General features: G+C 47.8%; 18 protein-coding genes. 12 read left to right on the top strand and 6 right to left on the bottom strand.

Features of this window, described 5'->3' with window-relative positions:
• Positions 1-203: 203 nt before the first annotated feature.
• On the bottom strand, positions 204-1,814 hold the full coding sequence (locus tag ACE3MZ_RS20230; RefSeq protein ID WP_411343899.1) for an amidase: 1,611 nt from the start codon (positions 1,812-1,814) through the stop codon (positions 204-206).
• 320 nt (positions 1,815-2,134) lie between these two features.
• Between ACE3MZ_RS20230 and ACE3MZ_RS20225 the strand changes: the two genes are divergently transcribed.
• From ACE3MZ_RS20225 to ACE3MZ_RS20205, 5 genes are all read left to right on the top strand, one after another.
• A complete protein-coding gene (locus ACE3MZ_RS20225) occupies positions 2,135-4,288 on the top strand; it encodes a DNA topoisomerase III (protein WP_411343898.1) in 2,154 nt (717 codons plus the stop codon).
• A gap of 224 nt (positions 4,289-4,512) precedes the next feature.
• Complete coding sequence (locus ACE3MZ_RS20220; RefSeq protein WP_411343897.1) at positions 4,513-5,499, top strand: LacI family DNA-binding transcriptional regulator; 987 nt, start codon at positions 4,513-4,515, stop codon at positions 5,497-5,499.
• 357 nt (positions 5,500-5,856) lie between these two features.
• Positions 5,857-7,356 carry a glycoside hydrolase family 32 protein gene (locus tag ACE3MZ_RS20215; protein WP_411343896.1) on the top strand — a complete coding sequence of 500 codons (1,500 nt, stop codon included), beginning with the start codon at positions 5,857-5,859 and terminating at the stop codon, positions 7,354-7,356.
• An 81-nt stretch (positions 7,357-7,437) separates the two neighbouring features.
• On the top strand, positions 7,438-8,850 hold the full coding sequence (locus tag ACE3MZ_RS20210; RefSeq protein ID WP_411343895.1) for a sucrose-specific PTS transporter subunit IIBC: 1,413 nt from the start codon (positions 7,438-7,440) through the stop codon (positions 8,848-8,850).
• Positions 8,851-9,147: 297 nt separating this feature from the next.
• Positions 9,148-9,960, top strand: coding sequence for a MurR/RpiR family transcriptional regulator (locus ACE3MZ_RS20205; protein WP_411343894.1), 813 nt, complete (start codon positions 9,148-9,150; stop codon positions 9,958-9,960).
• Positions 9,961-10,118: 158 nt separating this feature from the next.
• On the opposite strand, the gene ACE3MZ_RS20200 is transcribed toward ACE3MZ_RS20205, so the two are convergent.
• Positions 10,119-11,123 (bottom strand): Gfo/Idh/MocA family protein, encoded by a 1,005-nt coding sequence (locus ACE3MZ_RS20200; RefSeq protein ID WP_411346867.1) that lies wholly within the window; start codon positions 11,121-11,123, stop codon positions 10,119-10,121.
• Between the two features lie 183 nt (positions 11,124-11,306).
• Positions 11,307-12,332, bottom strand: coding sequence for a Gfo/Idh/MocA family oxidoreductase (locus tag ACE3MZ_RS20195; RefSeq protein ID WP_411343893.1), 1,026 nt, complete (start codon positions 12,330-12,332; stop codon positions 11,307-11,309).
• A gap of 229 nt (positions 12,333-12,561) precedes the next feature.
• Here ACE3MZ_RS20195 and ACE3MZ_RS20190 point away from each other — a divergent pair, with 229 nt between their 5' ends.
• Together ACE3MZ_RS20190 and ACE3MZ_RS20185 are read left to right on the top strand one after the other, a co-directional pair.
• Positions 12,562-14,157 (top strand): maltose/glucose-specific PTS transporter subunit IIC, encoded by a 1,596-nt coding sequence (locus ACE3MZ_RS20190; protein WP_411343892.1) that lies wholly within the window; start codon positions 12,562-12,564, stop codon positions 14,155-14,157.
• Positions 14,158-14,164: 7 nt separating this feature from the next.
• A complete protein-coding gene (locus ACE3MZ_RS20185) occupies positions 14,165-14,881 on the top strand; it encodes an N-acetylmannosamine-6-phosphate 2-epimerase (RefSeq protein WP_411343891.1) in 717 nt (238 codons plus the stop codon).
• Between the two features lie 171 nt (positions 14,882-15,052).
• On the opposite strand, the gene ACE3MZ_RS20180 is transcribed toward ACE3MZ_RS20185, so the two are convergent.
• A complete protein-coding gene (locus ACE3MZ_RS20180; RefSeq protein WP_411343890.1) occupies positions 15,053-15,616 on the bottom strand; it encodes a TetR/AcrR family transcriptional regulator in 564 nt (187 codons plus the stop codon).
• Positions 15,617-15,808: 192 nt separating this feature from the next.
• Here ACE3MZ_RS20180 and ACE3MZ_RS20175 point away from each other — a divergent pair, with 192 nt between their 5' ends.
• Entirely contained in the window at positions 15,809-16,681 is an 873-nt protein-coding gene (locus ACE3MZ_RS20175) for an NmrA family NAD(P)-binding protein (protein WP_411343889.1), read from the top strand.
• A 137-nt stretch (positions 16,682-16,818) separates the two neighbouring features.
• Here the strand turns inward: ACE3MZ_RS20175 and ACE3MZ_RS20170 are convergent, their stop codons facing one another.
• Positions 16,819-17,628, bottom strand: coding sequence for a MurR/RpiR family transcriptional regulator (locus ACE3MZ_RS20170; RefSeq protein ID WP_411343888.1), 810 nt, complete (start codon positions 17,626-17,628; stop codon positions 16,819-16,821).
• A gap of 175 nt (positions 17,629-17,803) precedes the next feature.
• On the opposite strand from ACE3MZ_RS20170, the gene ACE3MZ_RS20165 reads away from it, so the two are divergent.
• Both ACE3MZ_RS20165 and ACE3MZ_RS20160 read left to right on the top strand, forming a co-directional pair.
• A complete protein-coding gene (locus ACE3MZ_RS20165; protein ID WP_411343887.1) occupies positions 17,804-20,002 on the top strand; it encodes an alpha-galactosidase in 2,199 nt (732 codons plus the stop codon).
• A 232-nt stretch (positions 20,003-20,234) separates the two neighbouring features.
• Positions 20,235-20,519: a DUF1294 domain-containing protein gene (locus ACE3MZ_RS20160; protein ID WP_411343886.1), complete on the top strand. Its 285-nt coding sequence runs from the start codon at positions 20,235-20,237 to the stop codon at positions 20,517-20,519.
• 163 nt (positions 20,520-20,682) lie between these two features.
• Here ACE3MZ_RS20160 and ACE3MZ_RS20155 read toward each other — a convergent pair whose 3' ends face one another.
• Positions 20,683-21,678: an AraC family transcriptional regulator gene (locus ACE3MZ_RS20155; RefSeq protein WP_411343885.1), complete on the bottom strand. Its 996-nt coding sequence runs from the start codon at positions 21,676-21,678 to the stop codon at positions 20,683-20,685.
• 319 nt (positions 21,679-21,997) lie between these two features.
• Here ACE3MZ_RS20155 and ACE3MZ_RS20150 point away from each other — a divergent pair, with 319 nt between their 5' ends.
• Positions 21,998-22,438, top strand: coding sequence for a universal stress protein (locus ACE3MZ_RS20150; RefSeq protein WP_367064505.1), 441 nt, complete (start codon positions 21,998-22,000; stop codon positions 22,436-22,438).
• Between the two features lie 370 nt (positions 22,439-22,808).
• A complete protein-coding gene (locus ACE3MZ_RS20145; RefSeq protein ID WP_411343884.1) occupies positions 22,809-24,272 on the top strand; it encodes a phosphopantetheine-binding protein in 1,464 nt (487 codons plus the stop codon).
• Positions 24,273-24,498: the final 226 nt, after the last annotated feature.

The following is a 24,498-nucleotide window of genomic DNA, read 5'->3' as shown; positions in this document are numbered from 1 at the left end:
TAATGAGGGTGCTCATGGTATTTAAGCGGATTGAGAATTTTGAGATTGGTAACTTTATTGAAAGCATTAAAGGTATTAATAGTGTTGATAATATGGAAGGTCTTGAGGTCTTGAGGTCTTGAGGTCTTGAGGTCTTGAGGTCTTGAGGTCTTGAGGTCTTGAGGTCTTGAAGGTATGAAGAGTAGTATGAGTATGATTAAATATTAAGGTGTCAAAGGTGGGGCTTTGCGGTTATGGGTGCCTTGCTCATAGCTGTAGGATAATTGGATCAAGGTGCTTTCGTCAAAGGGACGACCGAGAAATTCGATGCCTACGGGAAGCTGATTATCGGTAAAGCCTGCGGGTACAGTAATCGCGGGAAAACCGGAAAAAGGGCTGAGCCGGTTGTTATCGCCTGCATGTTGTTCCTGACCGATGACGGCTGCTGGTTCGGTCGTTGTCGGATAGACGATGGCATCCAGGTCATTGTCTGCCATTACTTGTAGCAGCGCATCGCGAGTGACTTTGGTGCGGTTCAGCACGATGTCTTTGTATTCTGGGGTATCCAGTGATTGCAGCGCATTGCGTTTGGACATGCTTTCCTGCTGAGTAGGCATGAATTGACCGGATTTTAAAATCTCATCCAGACTATGATAAGGTGCATCGTCGCCAAGGCTGTTCAAATAATCATTGAGCTGGAATTTGAATTCATATCCGCTAAGGCTGGGGTATTTCATAATCTGTTCCAAATGTGGAATTTGGATCGGTACGGTTGTGGCTCCCAGACGTGTCATATCGTGGACTGCACCATATACGACTTCTGTGACAGACTTCTCAGCAGCAGATGAACCGAACAACTCATACGCAACACCGATTCGTGCACCTTGCAATCCATCGGTTTGCAAACTGTCGGTATAGCTAGACGGGATATGACCGACGCTATAGGCGGTAGCTACATCATCGGCATCATAACCAGCAGTTGCATCCAGCAGCAATGCAGCATCGCTTACGGTACGCGCCATCGGTCCACCGACATCCTGCGTAAGCGCCAGCGGAATGATACCGTCACGGCTAGTTAGCCCTATAGTTGGACGAATGCCAACCAAACTATTAAAAGCGGACGGAATGCGGATCGAGCCACCCGTATCGGTTCCCAGTCCGGCGGCGGCAAAGCTGGCTGCAATCGCTGCCGCTGTACCACCACTGGAACCACCCGGATAATGATGGGGCTCATATGGATTCAGCGTTTGCCCGCCAAGGGAGCTGGACGTCGTAATATCAAAGGCGAATTCGTGCAGATTGGATTTCGCAAGGATGATGGCACCGGCAGCTTTGAGTCTGGCAATCATCTCGGCATCATGATCTGGTATAGAATGTTGCAGACAGACACAGCCTGCGGTAGTGGGCATGTCGGCAGTATCGAAATTGTCTTTGACGATAATGGGAATGCCATGAAGTGGTCCGCGTGAACCGCTGGTCTGACGCTCGCGATCTAGATTGGCGGCGATTTGCAGTGCTTGTGGATTGATCGTTAAAAGTGCATTCAATTTGATTCCTTGATCATCATACTGCTGAATGCGCTTAAGATACTGTTGAACCAGTTCAACTGAGGTGGTGGTACCTGCTTGTAGCGATTGCTGCATGTCGGATATGGTAGCTTCCATTACATTATAAGGCTGAACAGCGCCAGGGCTAGGGTCAGCTTGTGCAGTGGCAGTATGTACAGGGAATAGCGTGGTAGTAGCGAACACCAAGGCGAGAAGTAGGGAGATTATGCTCTTATGCGGCTTGAAATGGGACGATGAGGATGAGGTGGATAATGGATTATGTATCATTGACTCACTCCTTTAATCATAAAAATAAGTATGATATGTGATTAATTGTTTATTTTATTGTTAGTATTGTTTACATGTCAATAGAGTTGTATTCACTTTTATTTGGGAATACATAGCAGTTACTGTCAAAGTGACTTGTCCGTAATCTGCAATTTGGTTAGTAGTTATGTTACATTTAGTAGACGATGATAGTGATTGCACGTGATTCGATAGTAGATGTAGAGCATCCAATATTCGTGACACGTCATTCTATGGCGATTGCCGATTGTTCCATAGTGATCGAAGGTTATCTGTATCCAAGAAAGGAAGACATGACATACATGAAAAAGCTTGTACTAGCTGAAAAACCGTCTGTTGCCAGAGAGATTGCCCGTGTAATGAACAGCACACAGAAGCAAAAAGGATATTTGGAAGGTCCACAGTATATTGTGACCTGGGCGCTGGGGCATCTGGTTGGATTGGCAGAGCCGGAAGATTATGATCCAAAGTATCAAAAGTGGAATCTGGAAGATCTGCCTATTTTGCCGGATAAGATGCGGCTTAAAGTGCTGCGTGAAAGTGCGCAGCAATATAAAACGGTTCAACATCTGATGAAGCGACAGGATATAGGAGAACTGATCATTGCAACGGACGCGGCGCGTGAGGGGGAATTGCTGGCGCGCTGGATTATGCAAATGGCAGGCTGGAACAAGCCATTTCAACGGTTGTGGATCTCGTCGCAGACGGATAAGGCGATCATAGATGGATTTAGCCGTTTGCGTCCGGGGCGGGAATTTGATCGTTTGTATGAATCGGCGCGTTGCCGGGCAGAAGCGGATTGGATGATTGGACTGAATATTACGCGTGCATTGACCTGCAAATTCGATGCTCAGTTGTCGGCGGGACGTGTGCAAACGCCTACTCTTGGTATGATTATGCAGCGCGAGCAAGACATTCGGAAGTTTCGTTCACAGGATTATCAGACGCTTCAGCTCGATTTGGATACATTTAAGATGCAGTGGCGCGGTTGCAATGGAGACGGGCGTATGTTTGAACCGGATACAGTTCAGCAATTGCAGCACAGTCTGGAAGGTAAACACTTGCGCATTACAGAAGTGAAAAAGAGCGAACGACAGGAGCCTCATCCACTTGCTTATGATCTGACTGAGCTGCAACGGGATGCGAACCGTCGCTTGGGCTTTTCCGCCAAACATACGTCCAATGTATTGCAAAAGCTGTATGAGCAGCACAAGCTGGTAACGTATCCGCGAACGGACTCACGTTATCTATCATCCGACATGACGGATACGCTGAAAGAGCGTTTATCCAGTGTAGCGGTTGGCCCATATGCAGCCTTGGCGCGTCCGCTGCTGCGTGGCAAGCTTCCTATTACGCGTCGTATTGTGGATGATAGCAAGGTGAGTGATCATCATGCGATTATTCCGACGGAACAGACGTTACTACTGAACAGTCTGACGGCAGACGAACGCAAGCTGTATGATCTGATTGCGAAGCGGTTTATTAGCCTCTTTTACCCGTCGGCTCGTTATGACACGGTGCAAATGAGTGGCGAAGCGGCTGGGCAGACATTTCATGCAAGAGGGGTAACGGTCAAGGATAGCGGATGGCGGGTTGTGTATGGCGATCAGTGGGAAGAAGATGACGAGGATGAAGCAAATGAAGCTGCATCTGGAAATGAGCGTACGAATCAGGAGAATACGCAAACATTGCCGGAATTGAAGCAGGGCGATACGCTGATGATTCGTCGTACACTCGTGCAGCAAGGTCGTACGTTACCACCGAAGCGCTACACTGAGGCGGCGCTACTATCCCGGATGGAGAAGCATGGGCTGGGCACACCGGCTACACGGGCGGACATTATCGAAAAGCTCATTTCATCCGATACGATTGAGCGTCAAGGGAATCATCTGCATCCAACCGGTAAAGGCACGCAATTGATCGAACTGGTATCGCCGGAGTTACGGACGCCGGAACTGACGGCTCGCTGGGAACAGGAGTTGGAGAAGATTGCGCGTGGACAGGGCAAGCCGGGTTCATTTTTGCAGGGGATTCGTGAGATGGCTGGGTCACTCGTTCAAGGTGTGCAAACGAGTGAAGTAGAGTACAAGCCGCACAATGTGTCGCATAGTCATTGTCCAGATTGCGGAACACGGATGCTGGAGAAAAAGGGGAAACGCGGTACGTTTCTCGTATGTCCGGCAGATGATTGTGGATACCGACGTTCCAACGAAAAGCAACTATCGAACCGTCGTTGTCCGCAATGCCACAAGAAGATGGAGATGAAGGATGGCAAAGCGGGCAAATACGTGCAATGTCTTGGTTGCGGGATCACCGAAAAGTTGAACGCTGATGGAGGCAAACGTCCGCCGAACAAACGAGAGCAGCAGAAGCTGGTGAAGCAATTTGAGCAGAAGGAAGAATTTGGTTCGAGTCTGGGCGATTTGCTCAAAGCGGCATTGGAAAATAAAAAGTAATTATACGAACCTGTATTGCGAAGATGGCAGGGATTGGGCAGGTTGAAGTCGTATATATACATGTACAAACATGCTGCGGTTTGCAACAACGAGAAGCTGGGCGATCCGTAATATCAGAATCATCATACCGTCGTCGCAGCCCCATTGTTGCCGGCTTCATCCCAATATGATTATTGCGTGTAAACGGGACGCTCTATCAGGAGCGTCCTTATTTGGAGGCACAGATGAGTAAGACCATTTCAGATATTGCCATGATAGCCGGTGTGGCCAAAAGTACTGTTTCCCGTTATTTAAATGGCGGATCGGTCAGTGCAGCCACCCGGAACAAAATTGAACAAGTCATCAAGGAAACCGGCTATGTGCCTAATACATTTGCGCAAAGTCTGAAAGCCAAAACGGCGAACATTATCGGTACGATTGTACCGCGTCTGGATTCATTTGCAACGTCGCATACGCTGATGGGCATTGATGATCAGCTACGCAAGCAAGGATGCCGAATGCTGATCACCAATACAAGTCAGGATATGAATCGTGAGATTGAAGCGATCTATGAACTGGCACGGCAGAAGATTTCTGGTATTATTTTGTTGGCTGCGCGCATTACGGATGAACATCTGGAAGCGATTGAGTCGAGTAACATACCCGTGCTGCTCGTCGGTCAACAGCATGAGCATATTCATAGTTTGATCCATAACGATTATGAAGCGGGCTATCAGCTAGGCAGGTATGTGCTTCATCAGGGACACCGCCGAATCGCGTATCTCGGTGTAACGGAGCAGGATATCGCTGTTGGAGTGAAGCGCAAGCAGGGGTTTGCCAGCGCAGTGGCAGAGATAGATGGTTGTCAGGTACAGTATTACGAAACGAGCTTTCGGATGTCGGATGCGCGTCAGGATGCACTGGAATTGTTAAAACAAGGATTGGATGCGTCGATCATTGTGTGTGCTACCGACAATATTGCACTTGGTGTCATGAAGGCGGCATATGAGCACGGGATTGCTGTACCAGAGCAGCTGTCGGTAACTGGATTCGGTGGTTATGATGTGACCGAAGTTGTGCACCCGGCGCTAACAACCATTCGTTATCCATATCAGGAAGCCGGTAAAATCGCGGCTCAAGATATTGTACGACTCGTTCATCGTCAGCATGTACAGATGGTAACGGTTATGGATTATGAATTATTAGAGCGAGAAAGCGTTGACAAATGCTGATCAAAGAATTTATAATAACTTTGGAATCGGTTCCACGGAATGCGATTTGGACAAAGAATAATGGTATAAGCGTTGATAGAGGAAGATATAGAATATATTTTCTGATATAGCGGATTGCAATGTAGATGTATATCACGTAATAACTGAATAGATTCTGCAAACATTTTGTGTAAATGGTTTGCAGTAAATGATAGCTGACTTCCGCGAGGGAATCAGTTGTTATTTACACTAATTTGGAACCGGTTCCTTTGTGGATTTGCTTGAGCTAGAATGGAGATAAACTAGCGGTGAGTGAAGAGGGGACATTTATTTTTAATAGAAATGGAACCGGTTCCGTAGATGATGGAGAAGCAGCTTATGAAAATGACGAACGAACAGAAGTACCGTCTGCTGGAGCAGGTGGAGCCGCAGGAGCTGGAACAGCTACGTGAATTGGTATCGCAATGTCATTGGCGAGAGCGCTATCATATTCAGCCTAGTATCGGGCTGCTCAATGATCCGAATGGATTTGCTTATTATAACGGGCAGTATCATTTGTTTTATCAGTGGTTTCCCTTGGGAACCGATCATGGGATGAAGTATTGGTATCATCTGAAATCGAACGATCTGGTCAATTGGGAAGATTGCGGAATCGGGCTGAAGCCGGGCGATTGGTTTGACTCGCATGGTGCGTATTCTGGCAGCGGGCTAGAGCATGATGGCAAGCTGTATCTGATGTATACGGGGAATACGCGGGATGAGCAATGGCAGCGACATCCGTATCAATGTCTGGCGGTGATGAATGCGGCTGATGAGGTGAGCAAGCTGGAGCAGCCGGTCATCGGCGGTGTACCGGAAGGCTATACAGATCATTATCGTGATCCGAAAATGTGGAAGGACGGCGATACCTTTTACTGTGTGATCGGGGCGCAGCGTCAGGAGCTTACAGGTACAGCAGTTATTTATTCCTCTCCTGATCTGCGTAACTGGAACTGGGTAGGTGAGCTGCAAACGGAATTGCCGTCCTTTGGCTACATGTGGGAATGCCCGGATTATTTTGAGCAAAATGGGCAGGCGGTATTGCTGTTCTGTCCGCAGGGGATAGAGCCTGACGGAGAGCGGTACCGCAATATTTATCAATCTGGCTATATGGTCGGTAAGCCACTGGCGCTGCCGGATCTGCATTTTGAACATGGAGCGTTTCATGAGCTGGATCACGGGTTTGACTTCTATGCACCGCAGACAGCGGAAGGACGGAATGGTCGCCGCGTGCTAGTAGGCTGGATGGGTCTGCCAGATATTGATTATCCGACGGACAATCAGGGCTGGGCGCATGCGCTGACATTGCCACGCGAGTTGGAATTGCGAAGCGATGGGATATTGCTGCAACGTCCGGTGCCTGAACTAGCGCTGCGACGAGGACAGCACCATGATCTGCGCGATGTGTTGACGGCAGATGCAGGCAGTAGACAGTATGGCGGATTTGCCGGTACAGCGTATGAGCTGTTATGTACGTTTGGTTACTTGGATGCAGTGGGGCAGCAAGCGGTATTCCGATTGGAGCTGCGTGCAAGTGAGCATGAACGAACGGTACTGCTGTATAATGCCGCATCTCGAATGCTAACGTTGGATCGAACCGAATCGGGACAGCCGCTGGCGGAAGCTTACGGAACGACACGCTCGGTCCTACTGGAGCAACAACTGCATCAGCTGCACATCTTCGTGGATGTATCGTCGATTGAGGTGTTTGTGAATGACGGGGAAGCGGTGCTGACGAGTCGTATTTTCCCGCAGCCGGACAGTGAGGATATTGTATTTTCAGTACAGGCTGGACAGGTGGAGCTGTATGCTGAAAAATGGGAGTATCCGGCTGAATAATTTTGCTATCAAATCCATATGCTTTACATTGTGAAATCATCCCCGTCACTGGCGGGGATGCAGATGAGAGGATGAACAAGAATGGCGCAAAATCATGAAATCGCCCAGGACGTACTGGAAGCAGTCGGAGGAAAAGACAATATCTCTTCATTTGCCCATTGTGCAACACGCTTGCGCATTATGGTCAACGATAAGGAAAAGATCGACCAAAAGAAGGTCGAAAACATAGATAAAGTAAAAGGTGCCTTTTTCAATTCTGGACAGTATCAGATTATTTTCGGTACAGGTACGGTCAATCAGATTTATGAGGAAATGGAAAAGATGGGGATGGACGGCTCCAGTAAGGAAGAAGTGAAAAGTCAGGCGAAGCAGCAGGGCAGCGCATTTCAACGGGCGATTCGTACGTTTGGCGATGTGTTTGTACCGATCATTCCGGTGCTGGTGGCAACGGGTCTGTTTATGGGTCTGCGTGGACTGTTAACGCAGCCAGAGATTCTGGCGCTGTTTGGGATGACCAAGGATCATATCTCACCGAACTTCCTGTTGTACACGCAGGTGCTGACGGATACGGCGTTTGCTTTCTTGCCTGCATTGGTAGCATGGTCGGCGTTCCGCGTCTTCGGCGGCAGTCCGGTACTCGGTATTATTCTCGGTCTGATGCTCGTCAACCCGGCATTGCCCAATGCGTATTCGGTTGCTGACGGTTCTGCGGAAGCGCTTCGATTCTTTGGCTTCATTCCTGTAGTGGGGTATCAAGGTTCGGTAATTCCGGCATTCGTTGTTGGTCTGCTCGGCGCGAAGCTGGAGCGTTTTCTACGTAAGCGTATTCCTGAATCACTTGATCTGATTTTGACGCCGTTTCTGACGTTGCTCATTATGATTACGCTCGGTCTGTTCGCGATTGGTCCTGTGTTTCACTCGCTTGAAGAAGTGGTGCTGAATGTCACAACTGCTGTACTGAATCTGCCGTATGGTATCGCAGGTATTGTGATCGGTGGATTGCACCAGATTGTCGTTGTAACCGGGGTGCATCATATTTTCAATCTGTTAGAAATTCAACTGTTGGAACGTACAGGTGTGAATCCGTTTAATGCGATTATTACGTGTGCGATGGCAGCACAGGCAGCTGCTTGTCTCGCTGTCGGTCTGAAAACGAAAGATACGAAGCTGAAAGCGCTGGCACTACCTTCCTCGTTCTCCGCATTCCTTGGTATTACCGAGCCAGCGATCTTCGGTGTGAATCTGCGCTATATGAAGCCGTTTATTATGGGGCTGATTGGCGGCGCAGGTGGCGGTTTCCTCGCTTCGCTGTTCCATCTTGCCGGAACTGGTATGGCGATTACGGTGTTGCCGGGTACGCTGCTCTATCTGAATTCGGAGCTGCCGCTGTACATTTTGTGCAATGTGGTCGCGATGGCGATTGCCTTTACACTGACATGGCTGTTCGGTTTCAGCGATAAGATGTTGAATGATATGAAAATTGCTGATAAATAGAGCGTTAAGCGCAAAATAGTAACTCGTAAGCACTCCATTGCAAGTGTTTTATCAAAACAACTCAGTGAACGTGCTAAACGAAAAGTACATTCTCCATACACATTCACTCATAGCTAGAAAGAAAGCAGACAGGCACTAGGAAATGGTGTCTGTCTGCTTTTTTGTGCTGTTTTTTGCTATAGTAACAGTAGAGAATATACGATGGTCATCAGTACAGAGATGATCATAGATACAGAAGAGGATCAAAGCAAGGAATGACAGATTCTATTCCGCTTGTATCCGGCAGGAGCGAACATCATGACGTTATGGAAAACGATGAAATATACGCAAAATTTAACCGCGCAGGAGCGGCATGTGGTGGACTATATTTTGCAGCAGCCGCAAGCGGTGTTTGAACAGAATGCGCAGCAGCTGGCACGATTGACGCTGACGAGTGCGTCAACGATTGTCCGATTGTGCAAAAAGTTAGGGTTGAACGGCTATCCTGATTTTCAATTGAAGCTGGCATTGGAGTTGTCGCCAGAGCAACGTCAGCATGGTGTAGCAGAAACGATGCAGACGGCGGGAGTGGAAGGGCATTTACAGACCATTTCCAGCGTGTATGATGAAGCGCTCATAGAGACGCAGCGCATGTGTATTCCGGCGGTCATGCAAAAGGTAATGGACTGGATCAAGGCAGCGCGGCGGATTGATATTTATGGCAGTGACAGCAATTATTATACGGCAGAGCTGGCGTGCGCACGCTGGAATGAGATTGGTGTAACAGCGATTGCGCAAAATAATGCCAATCATCATTATTTGTCCAGCCCGCATATCGACCCGTCGACGCTATCGTTTATCATTTCCCATACAGGTCGCAATCGCAGCATGCTCGATATTGCCCGTACGTTGAAAAGTAACGGTCGCCGCATCGTGGCACTGACGGTGGATGGCTCGCCGCTAGCAGAGTTGAGCGATTATACACTATACACCTATGCGCAGCGCCCGGGGACATTGGGGAAAATGTATTCGATGATGTCGGCACAGTATTTGTTTGATGTGTTGTATGCGGGGACGATGCCGGAAGATATGGAACTAGTAGCCGACAGGAGTGATGACGAGACGTTGTGAATTTTATGAGGATGGATAAGACATGGCAGAGAAATATTGTATGGATATGCTACATACAAGCTTATGCTGCTGACGATTCCGGTGTTTTGGTAAGACTGAATAAGAAAAGGATGATCGCCTGGAGCGGGATCATCCTTTTTTGTTATACATAGGAATGCTTAGTTGCTGCTTGCTGTTGCTTGTGCTGAATCGGCTGCAAATACAATCCCGGCATCCTGACGTGCACGATCGAGTGTTTGCATGACGGTATAGCTATAGTCGAGCAGCTGGTAGCATTGCTCATAATCATCATTTTGGAACATATCGACAAAATCGACCAGCTCGTAATAGAGTGGGTTGTCGGTCGTTTGCACATTGTATTGCTCGTCGTTATCACCGATATGCAGATGCACATTACGACAGCCGTTGGCGCCATTTTCTACATGGATATAGCCTTGCTCGCCCTGAATGAGCACGAAGTTCATACCGCGTGTATCCTTGCAGCCGACAGCTGATGCGGTGAAACCGTCGTATTGCATAACTAACGCTCCAGACGTATCAATGCCGTTCTCATGCTTGTTGGCAGTATAGCTGAGCTGCTGCGGCGTACCGAACAGATTGAGGATAAAATGCACATTGTACAGGTTGATATCCATCAACGCGCCACCGGAAAATTGGGGATTGAATACATTCGGTGTCTCGCCAGCGAGCAACTGATCATACTTGCGTGAATACTGGCTGTAATTGCACTGGATCATACGAATAGAACCGAGACGATGCACATTATCCTTGATCCAGCGATAATTGGGCAAATGGATATTGGTGATCGCTTCGAACAGGAACAGATGCTTTTCCTTGGCGAGTTGGATCAGTTGCTGCAATTCGTGTGCGTTAGACGTAAACGGCTTCTCGCAAATGACATGCTTGCCGTGTTGCAGCGCCAGACGTGCATATTCAAAATGCAGGCTATTGGGCGAAGCGATGTATACCCAATCTAGCTCTGAACTAGACACAATCTCATCCAGATTGGTATAGATGTGCGGAATCTCATATTTGTCCGCCAGTGGACGAGCGGTCGTTTCTTTGCGTGAAAATACAGCGGTACAGGTAGCATGATTCACTTGCGATAATGCAGACAAAAATGCTTCGACGATACTTCCGGTGCCGATGACACCGATCTTCATAGTAGTTGGATTCGTGGTCATACTATAATCTCCTTTGAAAATGAATGATTGAGATGAATGGACACTGCCATATGTGCAATGGATGAACAGACAGGTCGAAATGGTAGCTATGCAATGATGGTAAATACCTGTTGTTACTTGGTGGAAACGAAAAGGGAATCAGCTGTTTACAAATCATAACGCTTATCGTGCAGGAACATGCTGCTTGGCTGCTTCAACGCCTTGTTCCAATATGCGCAGTACCGATAGTACTTCTTCATCCTGAACCGGCTTGGCTTCACCGTGTACAATGGCGCGGTACAGCTGTTCATACAGCAGACTATAGTCGGTGATTTCGGATGGAACGAGCTGCTCTTGCGGTCGTCCCTGCTCGTCGATCCACGCTAGCTTGCCCCAGTTATGCTCTGGTTCTTGCTCCAATTGCACCACTGTACGTCCCGGCTGCTTGCTGCTCTGGGATTGATGCCCGCTGCTATATTTGATAAAGCTACCGCGGTCGCCATGCACGATAAATTTGGGATAATCCAGACGGGCAGTCAAGCTGCATTTGACAGTTGCCTTGAAATGACCGTAATGAAAATCGATATCGATATAATCGTCCGATTCGCCGGGAAAACGAGCGCTGCGCACATCGTAATGAATATGCTCGGGCTGTCCGAACAAGGAATACAACTGGTCGATCGTATGCACAGCCAATCCGTGCAGCATCATGAAGCCGGGCTGAATGCGATCTGGCATAAAATAATGATAATGCGATTGCAGCTCTACCAACTGCCCGAGCTTGCCGCTATCCAGTACTTGTTTCAGAGTGAGAAAATCGCCGTCAAACCGTCGATTCTGATTCGCCATCGCGATCAAGCCACGCTGCTTGGCGAGATCGAAGATCTGCTGTGCTTCCTGCGGTGTAGCTGCGAAGGGCTTTTCCACGAGTACGTGCTTGCCGTGCTCTAGCGCCAATCGTGCGTACTCCACATGGCTGTCCACATACGTGCAGACGACGATCAGCTGAATATCGGGATCGTGCAGCACATCATTCAGATGAGTTGTAAATTGCAATTCTGGGTAGTCCAATTCACGCTCGGTATCGCCGATCCGGTCTTCCTCGCGGCGAAATATGCGCTTCACGTTTACATGCTGGCTATGCGCCAGATAAGGTAGATGATAGTTCACAACACTATTGCCAAAGCCGATAAAAGCGGCGGTAAGCATGATCAGTTCCTCCCGTGATGTCAGATTACGATTATCATAGCATTAGGATCAGCAAGGCAACAGAGATTGGCACCTGATTGGTGAGCAGTTGCACAATGAAACGAACAAGGCAGCAAAACCTGAAATTGAATTTTAAAAAAAGAACGTACCAATACATAACATATCCATTGACGAAAATGGTTTTCTTAATATATATTTACAAGAAAATATTTTCAGGTGGTGGGCACAGATGAAAACGTTTTTCGAAAAGGCACAGCGGTTTGGCAAGTCGTTCATGTTACCGATTGCTGTATTGCCAGCAGCAGGTTTGCTGCTGGGAATCGGTGGAGCATTATCCAATCCGAACACGGTCAGCACCTATCCGTTGTTACAGATTGAATGGCTACAGCAAATTTTCAAAGTGATGAGCAGTGCGGGCAGTATAGCGTTTGACAATCTGGCGTTAATCTTCGCAATCGGGGTGGCGGTCGGTCTGGCACGGTCAGATAAAGGTACTGCCGGTCTGGCAGCAGCACTTGCCTATCTCGTGATGAACGCTTCGATCAATGCGATGCTGATCAATGCTGGCAAATTAGCAGAGGACAATGCGGCAGCAGCCGGACAAGGCATGATTCTCGGTATCCAATCGCTGCAAACGGGTGTACTTGGCGGCATCATTATCGGTCTGGTGACAGCGGCGCTGCACAACCGGTATAACAAAATTGAGCTGCCGCAGTTTCTCGGCTTTTTCGGCGGATCGCGCTTCATTCCCATCATCTCGTCGTTTGCAGCGATCTTCGTCGGTTTATTGCTGTTTCTGATCTGGCCGACGATTCAGCTCGGCATTACGAAGCTGGGCGGTATCGTCGATGCAACCGGGTATGTGGGCACGCTATTTTACGGATTTTTCCTACGTATGCTGGGACCGCTGGGATTGCATCATATTTTTTATCTGCCATTCTGGCAAACAGGGCTTGGCGGAACGTTGGAAGTATCTGGTAAGATATATGAAGGAACACAAAATATTTTCTTCGCTCAGCTTGGCGATCCAACTACGCAAAAGTTCTTTATCGGTACATCGCGTTTTATGTCTGGTCGTTTTATTACGATGATGTTCGGTCTGCTCGGTGCGGCGCTGGCAATCTATCACACCGCACGTCCCGAACGGAAAAAGGTAGTCGGTGGTCTGATGCTGTCGGCGGCGCTGACCTCCTTCCTCACAGGAATTACCGAGCCGCTGGAATTCTCATTCCTGTTCGTAGCACCAGTGCTGTATGTTATTCATGCGGCGTTTGACGGTCTGGCATTTATGCTAGCGCATATGTTCCAGATTACGATTGGACAGACATTCTCTGGCGGACTGATCGACTTTATCCTGTTTGGTATTTTGCAGGGGGAAGCCAAAACGAATTGGATCTATGTGCCGATCATTGGCGCTGTCTGGTTCTGCCTGTACTATTTCACCTTCCGTTTCCTGATCGTGAAATTCAACTTCAAAACGCCGGGGCGTGAAGATGACAATGCAGTACTGGCAGACGGGACAGCGGCAAGCGATAGCAGTGAAACGCAACCTGGTGTTGCTGCATCATCAGGAGCAATCGCCCTGGCAACGCGCTCGGTCACGATCCTTAATGCGCTTGGCGGTGTCACTAACATCAAAGACCTCGATTGTTGTGCGACCCGTCTGCGGGTATCGGTATACGATCCGGGGCAGGTGAACAAGGAAGCGTTCCCGGCAACCGGTGCGAAGGGCGTGCTGATTAACGGCAACGGCGTGCAGGTCATTTACGGCCCGCAGGTGAGTGTCATCAAAAACGAAATCGAAGAATATATGGAAAGTGAGTGATTGACGTATGGAGCTGGATTCCCTGGGCTTACAACACAGACTGATCGTATCTTGTCAGGCGCTTCCGGACGAACCATTGCACAGTTCATTTATTATGGGAAGAATGGCGCTTGCTGCCAAGCAGGGCGGCGCCGCTGGCATCCGCGCCAATTCAGCGGAAGATATTATCGAGATTCGCCAGCAGGTGGATTTGCCGGTGATCGGCATTGTGAAGCGGAATTATGGCGATCATCCGGTGTTTATTACGCCAACGATGAAGGAAATCGACGAGCTGGCAGCGACCGGCTGCGAGATCGTCGCTCTGGATGCGACGCAGCGTCCACGCCCGGATGGGATGAAGTTGGACGAACTGGTACGTCAGATTCGGCTTCAGTACCCACAGTTGCTGCTGATGGCGGATGTATCGACGGTAGAGGAAGGATTGGCTGCTGAGCAGTTGGGATTTGATCTGATCTCGGCGACATTGGTCGGATATACGGAGCATACGCAGGGGCAGAAGGTGTACGAGCATGATTTTGCCATTTTAAAAGAGATGCTGCGGCAGATTAAAACGCCGTTTGTGGCGGAAGGGAATATTCTGACGCCGGAGATGGCGGCACGTTGTCTGGAGCTGGGTGTGTATACGGTGGTGGTCGGCGGCGCGATTACACGTCCGCAGCAGATCACGGAGCGGTTTATTGATCAAATGAACCGTATTCAGTCGGCATCGGTAGTAAGGGAGTAGAAGGCAAGTATTATGCTACCTTGTGCAATGGATAGACAAGTGTGCATCATATGAAATGAAAGAAAAGAGCTGACATCCCTGCTGGGAGTCAGCTCTTTTTTGCTTGGTTTATTTGCACCATGATGCTGTTTTATGTTGGAGCAAGCTCTTATGAATAGGAAAAAACTTCACTTAGGCAGCCCGAATACCTTTCCAAAAAATCTTCCAAATATGATCTATATTTTGATTGGAACTGTCGTCAAAACCGATTCCATTTAAAATACAAACGTAACTACTTACGACTTCATGCATAGTAAGCGTATTATCGATTTCGCCAGATTGAATACCTGCTTGCACTGTAGTCGATAATAAGTTCACCCATTGTTGAGTTGAGTCATCCAATTTGGCTTGGATTTGCTGCTTTAATTCCTGCGGTGGAAGAAGATAGAAGCGATTGTAAAATAAAAAAGCATGACTTTCTTGAGCATATTTGCAATCTTTAATGACGTGATACAACTTTTTTTCTACCGTATCATGGTTTGGATTGTCTAGCGTACTTTGGATGAATTCGATTTGCTCACCGGCTATCGTATCTAGGCAAGTTTCAAACAAAGCAACTTTATTATCATAATGAGCATATAACGCCGGTTTAGTAAAACCTAATACATTTGCAATTTTGGTCATGGAAGTTCCTTCAAATCCATGTTCAGCAAAAAGTTTAATACTCTCTTTTAAAATTTTTTGTTTCGTATTCAAAGCAAAATCCTCCGTTAATATAATATATATTTTATCTTACCGCTCGTTCAGTATACATACAATCCCTATCGTTCCCAGTATTGAACTTTACAAACGAAAAAGGATTGATTAGAATATACTTACTTAACGTTAAGTAAGTAGAAATGTTTTTTATGTTTTGGCAAAATAATATTCAATTCGAGGTGTATATAAATGAATAAGATAATGATCACAGGTGCAACAGGAAAGCTAGGAGGATGGACAATCGATCATCTTCTGAATGTGAAAGGAATTCCCGCAGAGCAGATTATTGCCTTGGTTAGAAATGAACAGAAAGCAAAACCTTTAGCAGAAAAGGGAATTGAAATTCGTGTAGCTGATTACGAAGATTTAAACGCTTTGAAGATAGCATTCCAACAAGTGAATAAGCTTTTGTTTATATCCTCATTAGAATTGGATAACGCAAAACGGTTAGATCAAAATCATAATGTTGTGATGGCGGCTAAAGCAGCAGAAGTCAATCATGTCATTTTTGTAGGAGTAGCGAATCCAGAACTAAAAACCTATGGATTGGAAGACGTTGATTTGGCAACAGAACATTCCATTCTTGCAGTAAATCTTCCTTTCACTTTTATGCGAAACGGTACGTATTTGGACGAAATTTATCCAGATCTACATGCAGCTGTACAGCATGGAGAATTGATTTCTCCAACCAATGGAAAAGGTTTCAACTATGTGCTTCGCAAAGATTTGGCTTTGGCTAACGCAACTGTACTAACGCAAAAAGGACATGAAGGCAAAATTTATGAGCTTGTCAGATCAGAACTTATAAATTTCCCACAACTGGCTACTATACTCTCAAACGTGGTAAATAAAGAAATTCCTTATAAAGAAGCTTCTAATCATATAACGATTAAAAAACTAATTGAGTCGGGCGTAAAAGAAGCTCATGCAGAATCACTTGTTAACGTATTTCACAAAGCAATTGCAGACGGGATGTTCCAGAATACAACGAATGACTTGGAAAAGCTTGTTGGAGATCAGTTAACACCATTAGATCAGTCGATTGAGTCGTTATTAAAGTAAATGGGTCTACCTAAAAAAGCGAAGGCAAAGCATCCAATCGGTTGCTTTGCCTTCGCTTTTTAAATATTTATGAAAATAATGTTTTGTTCGTTTACTGATTTGATTTTGAATAAAACAACTACAAATAAATGGAAGCTCTATTCCTTCTCCATCCGGTACAGCGCATCCAGCGTCTGCTGCCGAGCGTTTTGCATCGTTTCGTCTTCCAACAGCAGCATAGAGATCATATCTAGTACATAAATAATCGCCAGCTGGCTGTTCACAAACTGCACATCCCCAACCCGCTGCAATCCCGGTGTGAACAAACACAGATCAATCGTCTCGGTAAAGGGGGTATGGTCGAAGTTGGTAATACCGATCGTATACGCACCTTGCTGCCGAGCGGTTCGCAGCCCAAAGGTCACTTCGTCTGTGTGACCGGAGTTGGACAGCCCGATCACGACATCCTGTTCATCCATCAATGCGGCGTTCATCCGCATCATATGCGAATCGCTAATCGCATCAATCGTAATGTTCATGCGCATCAGTCGGTATTTAAATTCCAGTGCCGACAGGCTGGAGCTGCCGACGCCGTAAACGTATACGCGGCGTGCCTGTTTGATCCGGTCCACGACTTGCTGTACGAGTTCCGGCTGAATCATTTCAGCAGTGGCGTTGATGATTTCGTTATAAATGTGCTGTGTCTGGGCAAAGACGTTCATCTCGTCGCGTGGCTGTGCTGCCTCGCGGTTGAGATTGATTTTGAAATCGACAAAGTTGGCAAAGCCGATCTTGCGGCAAAAGCGGGTGATCGTCGACATCGACGCATGGGTAAGCGCCGACAGGTCGCGGATATTGATATTCTGGATCGAGTGCTTGTTGCGCATGACGTAATCGGCAATTTCCTTCTCCTTGGCGGACAGCTGCCGATATTGCAACTGAAGTTCGTCGAGCACGCTGAGAGCCATTCTGTTTCCTCCTTAGATGGGTTCCGGTAATGGATATTTATCCATTATACCGATACAAATGAACGCAAGGATACATGAAATGAATGGATCATGCCATTTTTTTTGCTGAAATATCTATTACAATTGAAATGTAAGCGTTATAGTCTGATTTTATAGCATGCAGGAGGAACCACTTATGCCTATTTTGTATAACGAACAACAGCAAACCTTTCATTTACAAACAAACACAACAAGTTATGTCATTCAACTGATTCATAATCTGCATCCGGCTCATCTGTACTGGGGTCCGCGTCTGCGTCAGCCTTCTATCGGGAGTCTGTTGCACCGGATTGAGCGTTGCTCATTCAGCCCCAATTATCATAGCGAAGATCTTACGTTTTCATTTGACACCTTGCCGCAGGAGTTTCCGGGGTATGGACGCGGGGATTATCGGGAGCCTGCCTTTGAGATTGCATTGGACAATGGTTCAACGTTAAGTGATTTGCATTATGCGGGGCATAAGATTTATGCTGGCAAACCGCGATTGGATGGGCTGCCTGCGACGTATGTAGAGCAGGATAGCGAAGCGGATACGCTAGAATTAACACTCAAGGACGAGCTGACTGGGCTGGAAGCGGTGTTGTCGTATACCGTTTTCCATGAATTCAATGCCATCACACGTTCGGCGCGCATCGTGAATAACGGCAAGCAGACGGTATCGATAGAGCGAGCGCTGAGCAGCAGTGTGGACTTTGGTAATGCGGACTTTGAATTGCTGCATCTGTCGGGTGCATGGGTGCGTGAGCGGCATATGCATTACCGTAAGCTGGCACCAGGCTTGCAGCGGGTGGAGAGCAAGCGCGGGTCGAGCAGTCATCAGCATAATCCATTTATTGCACTGCTGGAAAATGGAGCGAATGAGCAGCATGGCAATGTGTACGGCATGAGTCTCGTATACAGCGGCAATTTTATCGCGCAGGCGGAAGTGGAGCAGTTTGGCACGACACGGATGCAGATCGGGATGTCACCGTTTGATTTTGATTGGCAATTGGAGCCGGGCAATACGTTCCAGACGCCGGAAGCAGTGCTGGTGCATTCGGACGCCGGACTGGGCGGCATGTCGCGCACGTATCACAAACTGTATCGTACACGCCTCAGCCGCGGCGAGCATCGGGACAAGGTGCGTCCGATTCTGATCAACAACTGGGAAGCGACGTATTTTGCATTTGATGCGCCGAAGATCAAGCAGATTGCGGTAGCAGGCAAGGAGCTTGGTATCGAGCTGTTCGTACTGGATGATGGTTGGTTCGGGCATCGGGATAATGATCGTTCTTCGCTGGGGGACTGGGTAGAGGATCGTCGCAAGCTGCCGGAAGGCTTAGGTCAGCTGGCACAGGATATTGTAGATACAGGTATGCAATTTGGATTGTGGTTTGAGCCGGAAATGGTATCGCCGGACAGCGATCTATATCGTGCTCATCCAGACTGGTGTCTGCATGTGCCGGATCGCAGCCGCACGATGGGACGCGAACAGCTCATCCTCGATCTGTCGCGCCGCGATGTGTGCGATTATATCGTGGATTCGATTAGCAGCGTATTGTCCTCAGCACCGATTACGTATGTAAAATGGGATATGAACCGCAATATGTCGGAGATCGGTTCGGCGTTGCTGCCAGCAGAACGTCAGCGTGAGACGGCGCATCGCTACATGCTCGGATTGTACGATGTACTGGAACGCATCACGTCTGCTTTCCCGCATGTATTGTTTGAAAGTTGCTCCGGCGGTGGCGGTCGCTTTGATCCGGGGATGCTGTATTATATGCCGCAAACGTGGACAAGTGACGATACCGATGCAGTAGAGCGTTTGAAAATCCAGTACGGCACGAGTGTCGTCTATCCTGCGAGTGCGATGGGTTCGCACGTATCAGCAGTGCCGAATCATCAGGTGGGACGGATTACATCGTTTGCCACGCGCGGGCATGTCGCGATGTCAGGCAACTTTGGTTATGAGCTGGATTTGACCAAGCTAACCGACGAAGAGAAGCAGGAAGTGCGTGAGCAGGTATCACAGTACAAGCAGCTGCGTGAGCTGATTCAGTTTGGTGACTTTTACCGATTGCTCAGTCCGTTTGACGGCAACCATACGGCTTGGATGTTCGTATCGGCGGATCGTAGTGAAGCGTTTGCTGGTTACTTCCAAGTGTTGAGTGTGCCGAATCCGCCCTTGCGTCGTCTGAAGCTGACTGGCTTGGAGCCTGAGATTCGTTACCGGATGAGCATTAACGGGGTAGCTGAGGAGCTGTACTATGGCGATGAGCTGATGCATCACGGGATTGTCATTCAGGAGCAATATGGCGACTTCCAGAGTACATTGTTCTCGTTCCGAGCGGAGTAACGAATCGTTCCGGTCTGGTCGTCATTCGGCGTTTGTTCTGTTTTCGCAGAGCGGGTATACTGTTCATAGTTCGCTTGGTGTATCGCAGTCTATTGCAGTTGTTGTATGTATCGCTAGATAGTGTCGCTGTGCGATTGTTTCCCAGCGGCATGGTGAAGCGATACTATACAAGAAACGGCAACGTTGCCCAAGTGGAACGACGAACATGCCGAACAGGTAAGGAGCTATACTGATGATAGAGCCAATCTTCTGGGGCTGGCTGCTCGTAATCAATGTGATTGCGTATAGCGTCATGGCTGTAGACAAAAGCCGTGCCGCCCGCCGCCGTACCCGTGAACGTATTCCCGAAAAGACACTGTTTACACTCGCTGCAATCGGCGGCGCAGCAGGGGCATGGTTCGCCATGTACACCCGCCGTCATAAAACCAAGCATACATCCTTTCGACTGGGTATTCCTGCACTGCTGGTGCTGAATATACTAGTATACGGCTATGTATGGTATCGCTGGTTGATGTAAATCGTTGTTGTACGTACCCAAAGAGCCGATTCGGCGTCATGATGAGATGACATCGAATCGGCTCTTTGGGCTGTGTATCAAGCTTGTATTTCCTACATTTGTCGAAAATATCTATGCCATTGTATATCTACATCTATATCATCCAACAGTATCAAGGATCGGCTTACATGCGTGCCTGCTCACGATAATGACTTGGTGTAGACGTGAACATCTCCTTGAACTTTTTATGGAAAAAGGAAGCGCTGGAATATCCAACTTCCTCGGCAATGGAAGGAATCGGCATATCCGAATGCGTCAGATACAGTGCGGCTTTGTTCAATCGTTCAATCTGCAACAGATCCATAAATGAACGCCCGGTTTCCTTTTTCAAAAAGGCAGAAATGTAATTCGGATGATACCCGAAATGCTCCGCCATCTCGACCAGACTGCATTCGCGATGATGCTGCTCAATATAATGGAGAAAATCCAACACTAGCGCATCCTTTGGCTGCAATTGCATACTGCGCTGACGCCCGGTGCCGCTATAGCGTAGCAACTCCGTAAATAGTGCAAAACAATACGAGTCGATCAGATCGGCAGAACAGAAGTCACGCTCAAAGTATTCGCACAGAATGCGCTCCATCGTCTCGCGAATATTGGACTCTGGATGAAACGAGAAATGCAGATAGCTATTGGCACGGCGATTGTCGATTAGCGAATGAATAAGAAACTGCGAAGTTGTATTTTTGTTAGCAAACCGGTTCAAAAAGCCGGAGGACAAATAATCCTGCTTCAGCTTGATGTCCATCACAATATCCTCATCGGAGATGTCCCGGATAGCATGCGGTGTCTGCTTGTCAATCAGCAGTAGATCGCCTTCGCTCAATACCAGATCGCTATGGTGTTGCAGCGCAATCCGGCATTGCCCACGGTATACATAGATAAGCTTAATATAATGATGCATATGAAGCGGCATAAAAGAACCTGGTATATGCTGGGCAATTACGATGCTGTCCTGAATCGGCGTATTCATCGTATCCAGATTCCAATCAAACCAATACACCTGTTGTCCCTTGATCGTTGTATGCTCCGGCTCATACCGGAGAAGCAGCTCGTTCCAATCAGGCGCAGGGCGCGTGTTGTGTTCAAGCAGAAAGTGATGAAGCTGGTTGCGGTTCATGGCAATCCTCCCTGTAGCGGAATCATCTGGGGACGACAAAGCGTCCAGCCGATCAGGCTCCGTTGTAAATGTAGGGCTTATTATACAACCGCTGTATGAAGAAAAAATGAATAGAAAGTTAAGCAGAGCATAATGTTGGAATCACGCAGATGAACACTAGAAAATGGTGGATTCGTTTCATCCTGAAAGCGTTTCGGGTAATATAACAGTAGGAAGAAACGTAGTCACCAGATGTCCCACTACATAAAGTATATTGCTTCGTTGCGGGGCAGAGTGGCAGGAACGATAACGGCAATAGCCGAGAGAGAGGGGAACACACATGTTATTTTCCAATATTCTGCTTGCTTATGATGGTTCGAAGGCATCCAACAAAGCGCTGAGTCGCGCGGTGGAGCTGGCGCGCGCCAATCCTGAAGCACATATCGACGCTATTCATGTGTTTGATTTCCCACGCTATTTTATGGGCGAGGGGATCGTACCAGTGCCAACGACATCCAATGAGGAATTGTACGAGATGGCGATGCAAACGGCAAAAGAAGCGAAGCGCCGTCTGGAGGAATCCGGCATCACGAACAAGTTCGATGTAGAGATGATTCAAGGCTCGGCGGCACAGAGCGTATTGGAATTCGCCGAAAATCACAATTCTGATGTGATTATCATTGGTAGTCGTGGTCTGGGCAGTATCCGTGAATTTGTACTCGGTAGTGTCAGCCACAACGTCGTGCAGAACGCGCGTATTCCGGTGCTGATTGTCAAATAAGTTCCGCCTGCTCCCGTGGGGATCGCTGACGGTTTATCCTGAATATGGCGGGGCTGTAAAAGCTGGTATTTTTCCTAGGAAGAATACTGGCTTTTTTGCATATTCGTCACACCTATGTACTATTTATTTTGCCCTCACTTGCCGATAAAATAACATGACATGCTGTACGATGACATCTTGGAAAAGAAAAATAAATATTCAAAAAAAACCTGTGAATCCTGTCGCAGCAGTGGAATGGGCTTCATTTTATTATCCAATATTTGGTTCTAAAATGAATACAGATGTTATTCCGTTTGCGTGAACGGTTTAATCATACAATAAGAGCATGAGACAAAAGACAACCATGGAGAATCGGAGAGGAGCAGTCCTGATGGAAATACTGCTGCATGTATCGGACAAGATGATCGGCAAAATTGATTTGTTGATGGAACGGGTGCCCTATCTGGCGGAAGAAATCACCGCAGTAGATTATGATATACAGTCCAGCATCATTCGGGTAATACTGGATCACGAAGACTCGTCAAAGCGGCAAGAGCTGGAGCAGCATTATGATGAGCTGTGTGCCAGCCTGGCGCAGACGCGCGTAATCGGCAAAACTGTCGTTCGCGATAATCTGAATGACGATACCGTAGAGCATCGCGCCGAACCGGTTCCGTCACTGCCTGCTGCTCCTTATCTGGACGAAACGGATATTGTGCTGCTAGAGCAACTGGATCGTGCCTTTATCGACATCGCGCGTCGTCATGGAGCGGAGCTACGTGAATATCCGTCTACCTTTGGCAAAAGCAATATGGTGCGCAATCAGTATCATATCAATTTTCCGCAAAATATTATCGGTACGGCAACCGTGCCGCATAACTATAAACATATCAACGAATTCCGCCAACAAGCGCTCAGTCATTCGCATCATCAATCGCTGGTGCCGACGGGCGAGATTTTGCAGCCGTGCATTTGTTATCACTGTTATGAGGAGCATCAGGGCAGCCGTAGCAGTCAACGTCGAGTATTGACCGCCAAAGGGCGCTGTTTCCGCAATGAGATCTCTTGGCGTAAAGATGCGTTTCGTCGTACCGAATTTACGATGCGCGAGATTGTGTTTGTCGGCGATCAGCAGTGGGTAGCGGAGACGCGTGACAACATCATGCACGATGTGTGGGCGCTATTCGACCGGATCGGTCTGCACGGCAAAATCGAAACCGCGACTGACCCGTTCTTTTTCAGTCAGGATGTGAAGACGAAGGGGACGTATCAGATGGTCAGCAACGCTAAGTACGAGCTGGCTGCGGTGCGTACAACTGGACAGGAAAGCTCGATTGCTTCGTTTAACTATTGCGAAGATGTGCTGTGCGGCAAGTATGACATTGCGGATGAGCAGGGAGAGCAGCTGTACTCCGGTTGTGTTGCCTTTGGCACGGATCGCTGGAAAGAAGCGTTTCTGGATCGTCATGGTCGCGATCGTTCGCTCTGGCCTTCGTTTGACGAGCAGACTGGTGTAGCTGTACAGAAAGGGCAAAGCCAGAGTACTACGCTGGTGCAACAATCTGTATTGAAGCATGATGCGGAGCAGACGGTTGTAGACATCTTGAACGAAATCTTCGAAGGCAAGTTAGAAGTGGGACGCGAAGATGATCTGAACAAAGCAGGGCTGGATTCCATTACTACGATTGATCTGATCGTCGGTCTAGAGAACAAGCTCGACATTCAGATTCGCGATCAGGATCTGACGGTTGCCAATCTGACTTCGATTCGCAGCATTACGGATATGCTGAATACGGGCTATGGTATGGCACCTGTCGAAGAAAAGCAAGGTGTCGCATCTGGGCAGACCAAATAGGTTTGTTCAGCTGAAAAATGTATTTATGCAAGTAGCACATCCGGCGAACCGGTCGATGTTCAAAGCGTAATAGCGCTAGATGAAGCATTGCACGATACAATGCAGAGCCGAAATGTATCATCCAGCATAGCTTGGAAATGTATGATTCTATACGACGTATAGTTATTTCTTGCCTTCTATATAGGGGGAAGGATGTAACTATGCGTCTTTTTTGTGTTTTTAATCG

The organism is Paenibacillus sp. WLX1005, assembly GCF_046603685.1.
Classification (GTDB): domain Bacteria; phylum Bacillota; class Bacilli; order Paenibacillales; family Paenibacillaceae; genus Saccharibacillus.
This window is presented reverse-complemented; position numbering and strand designations above follow the sequence as displayed.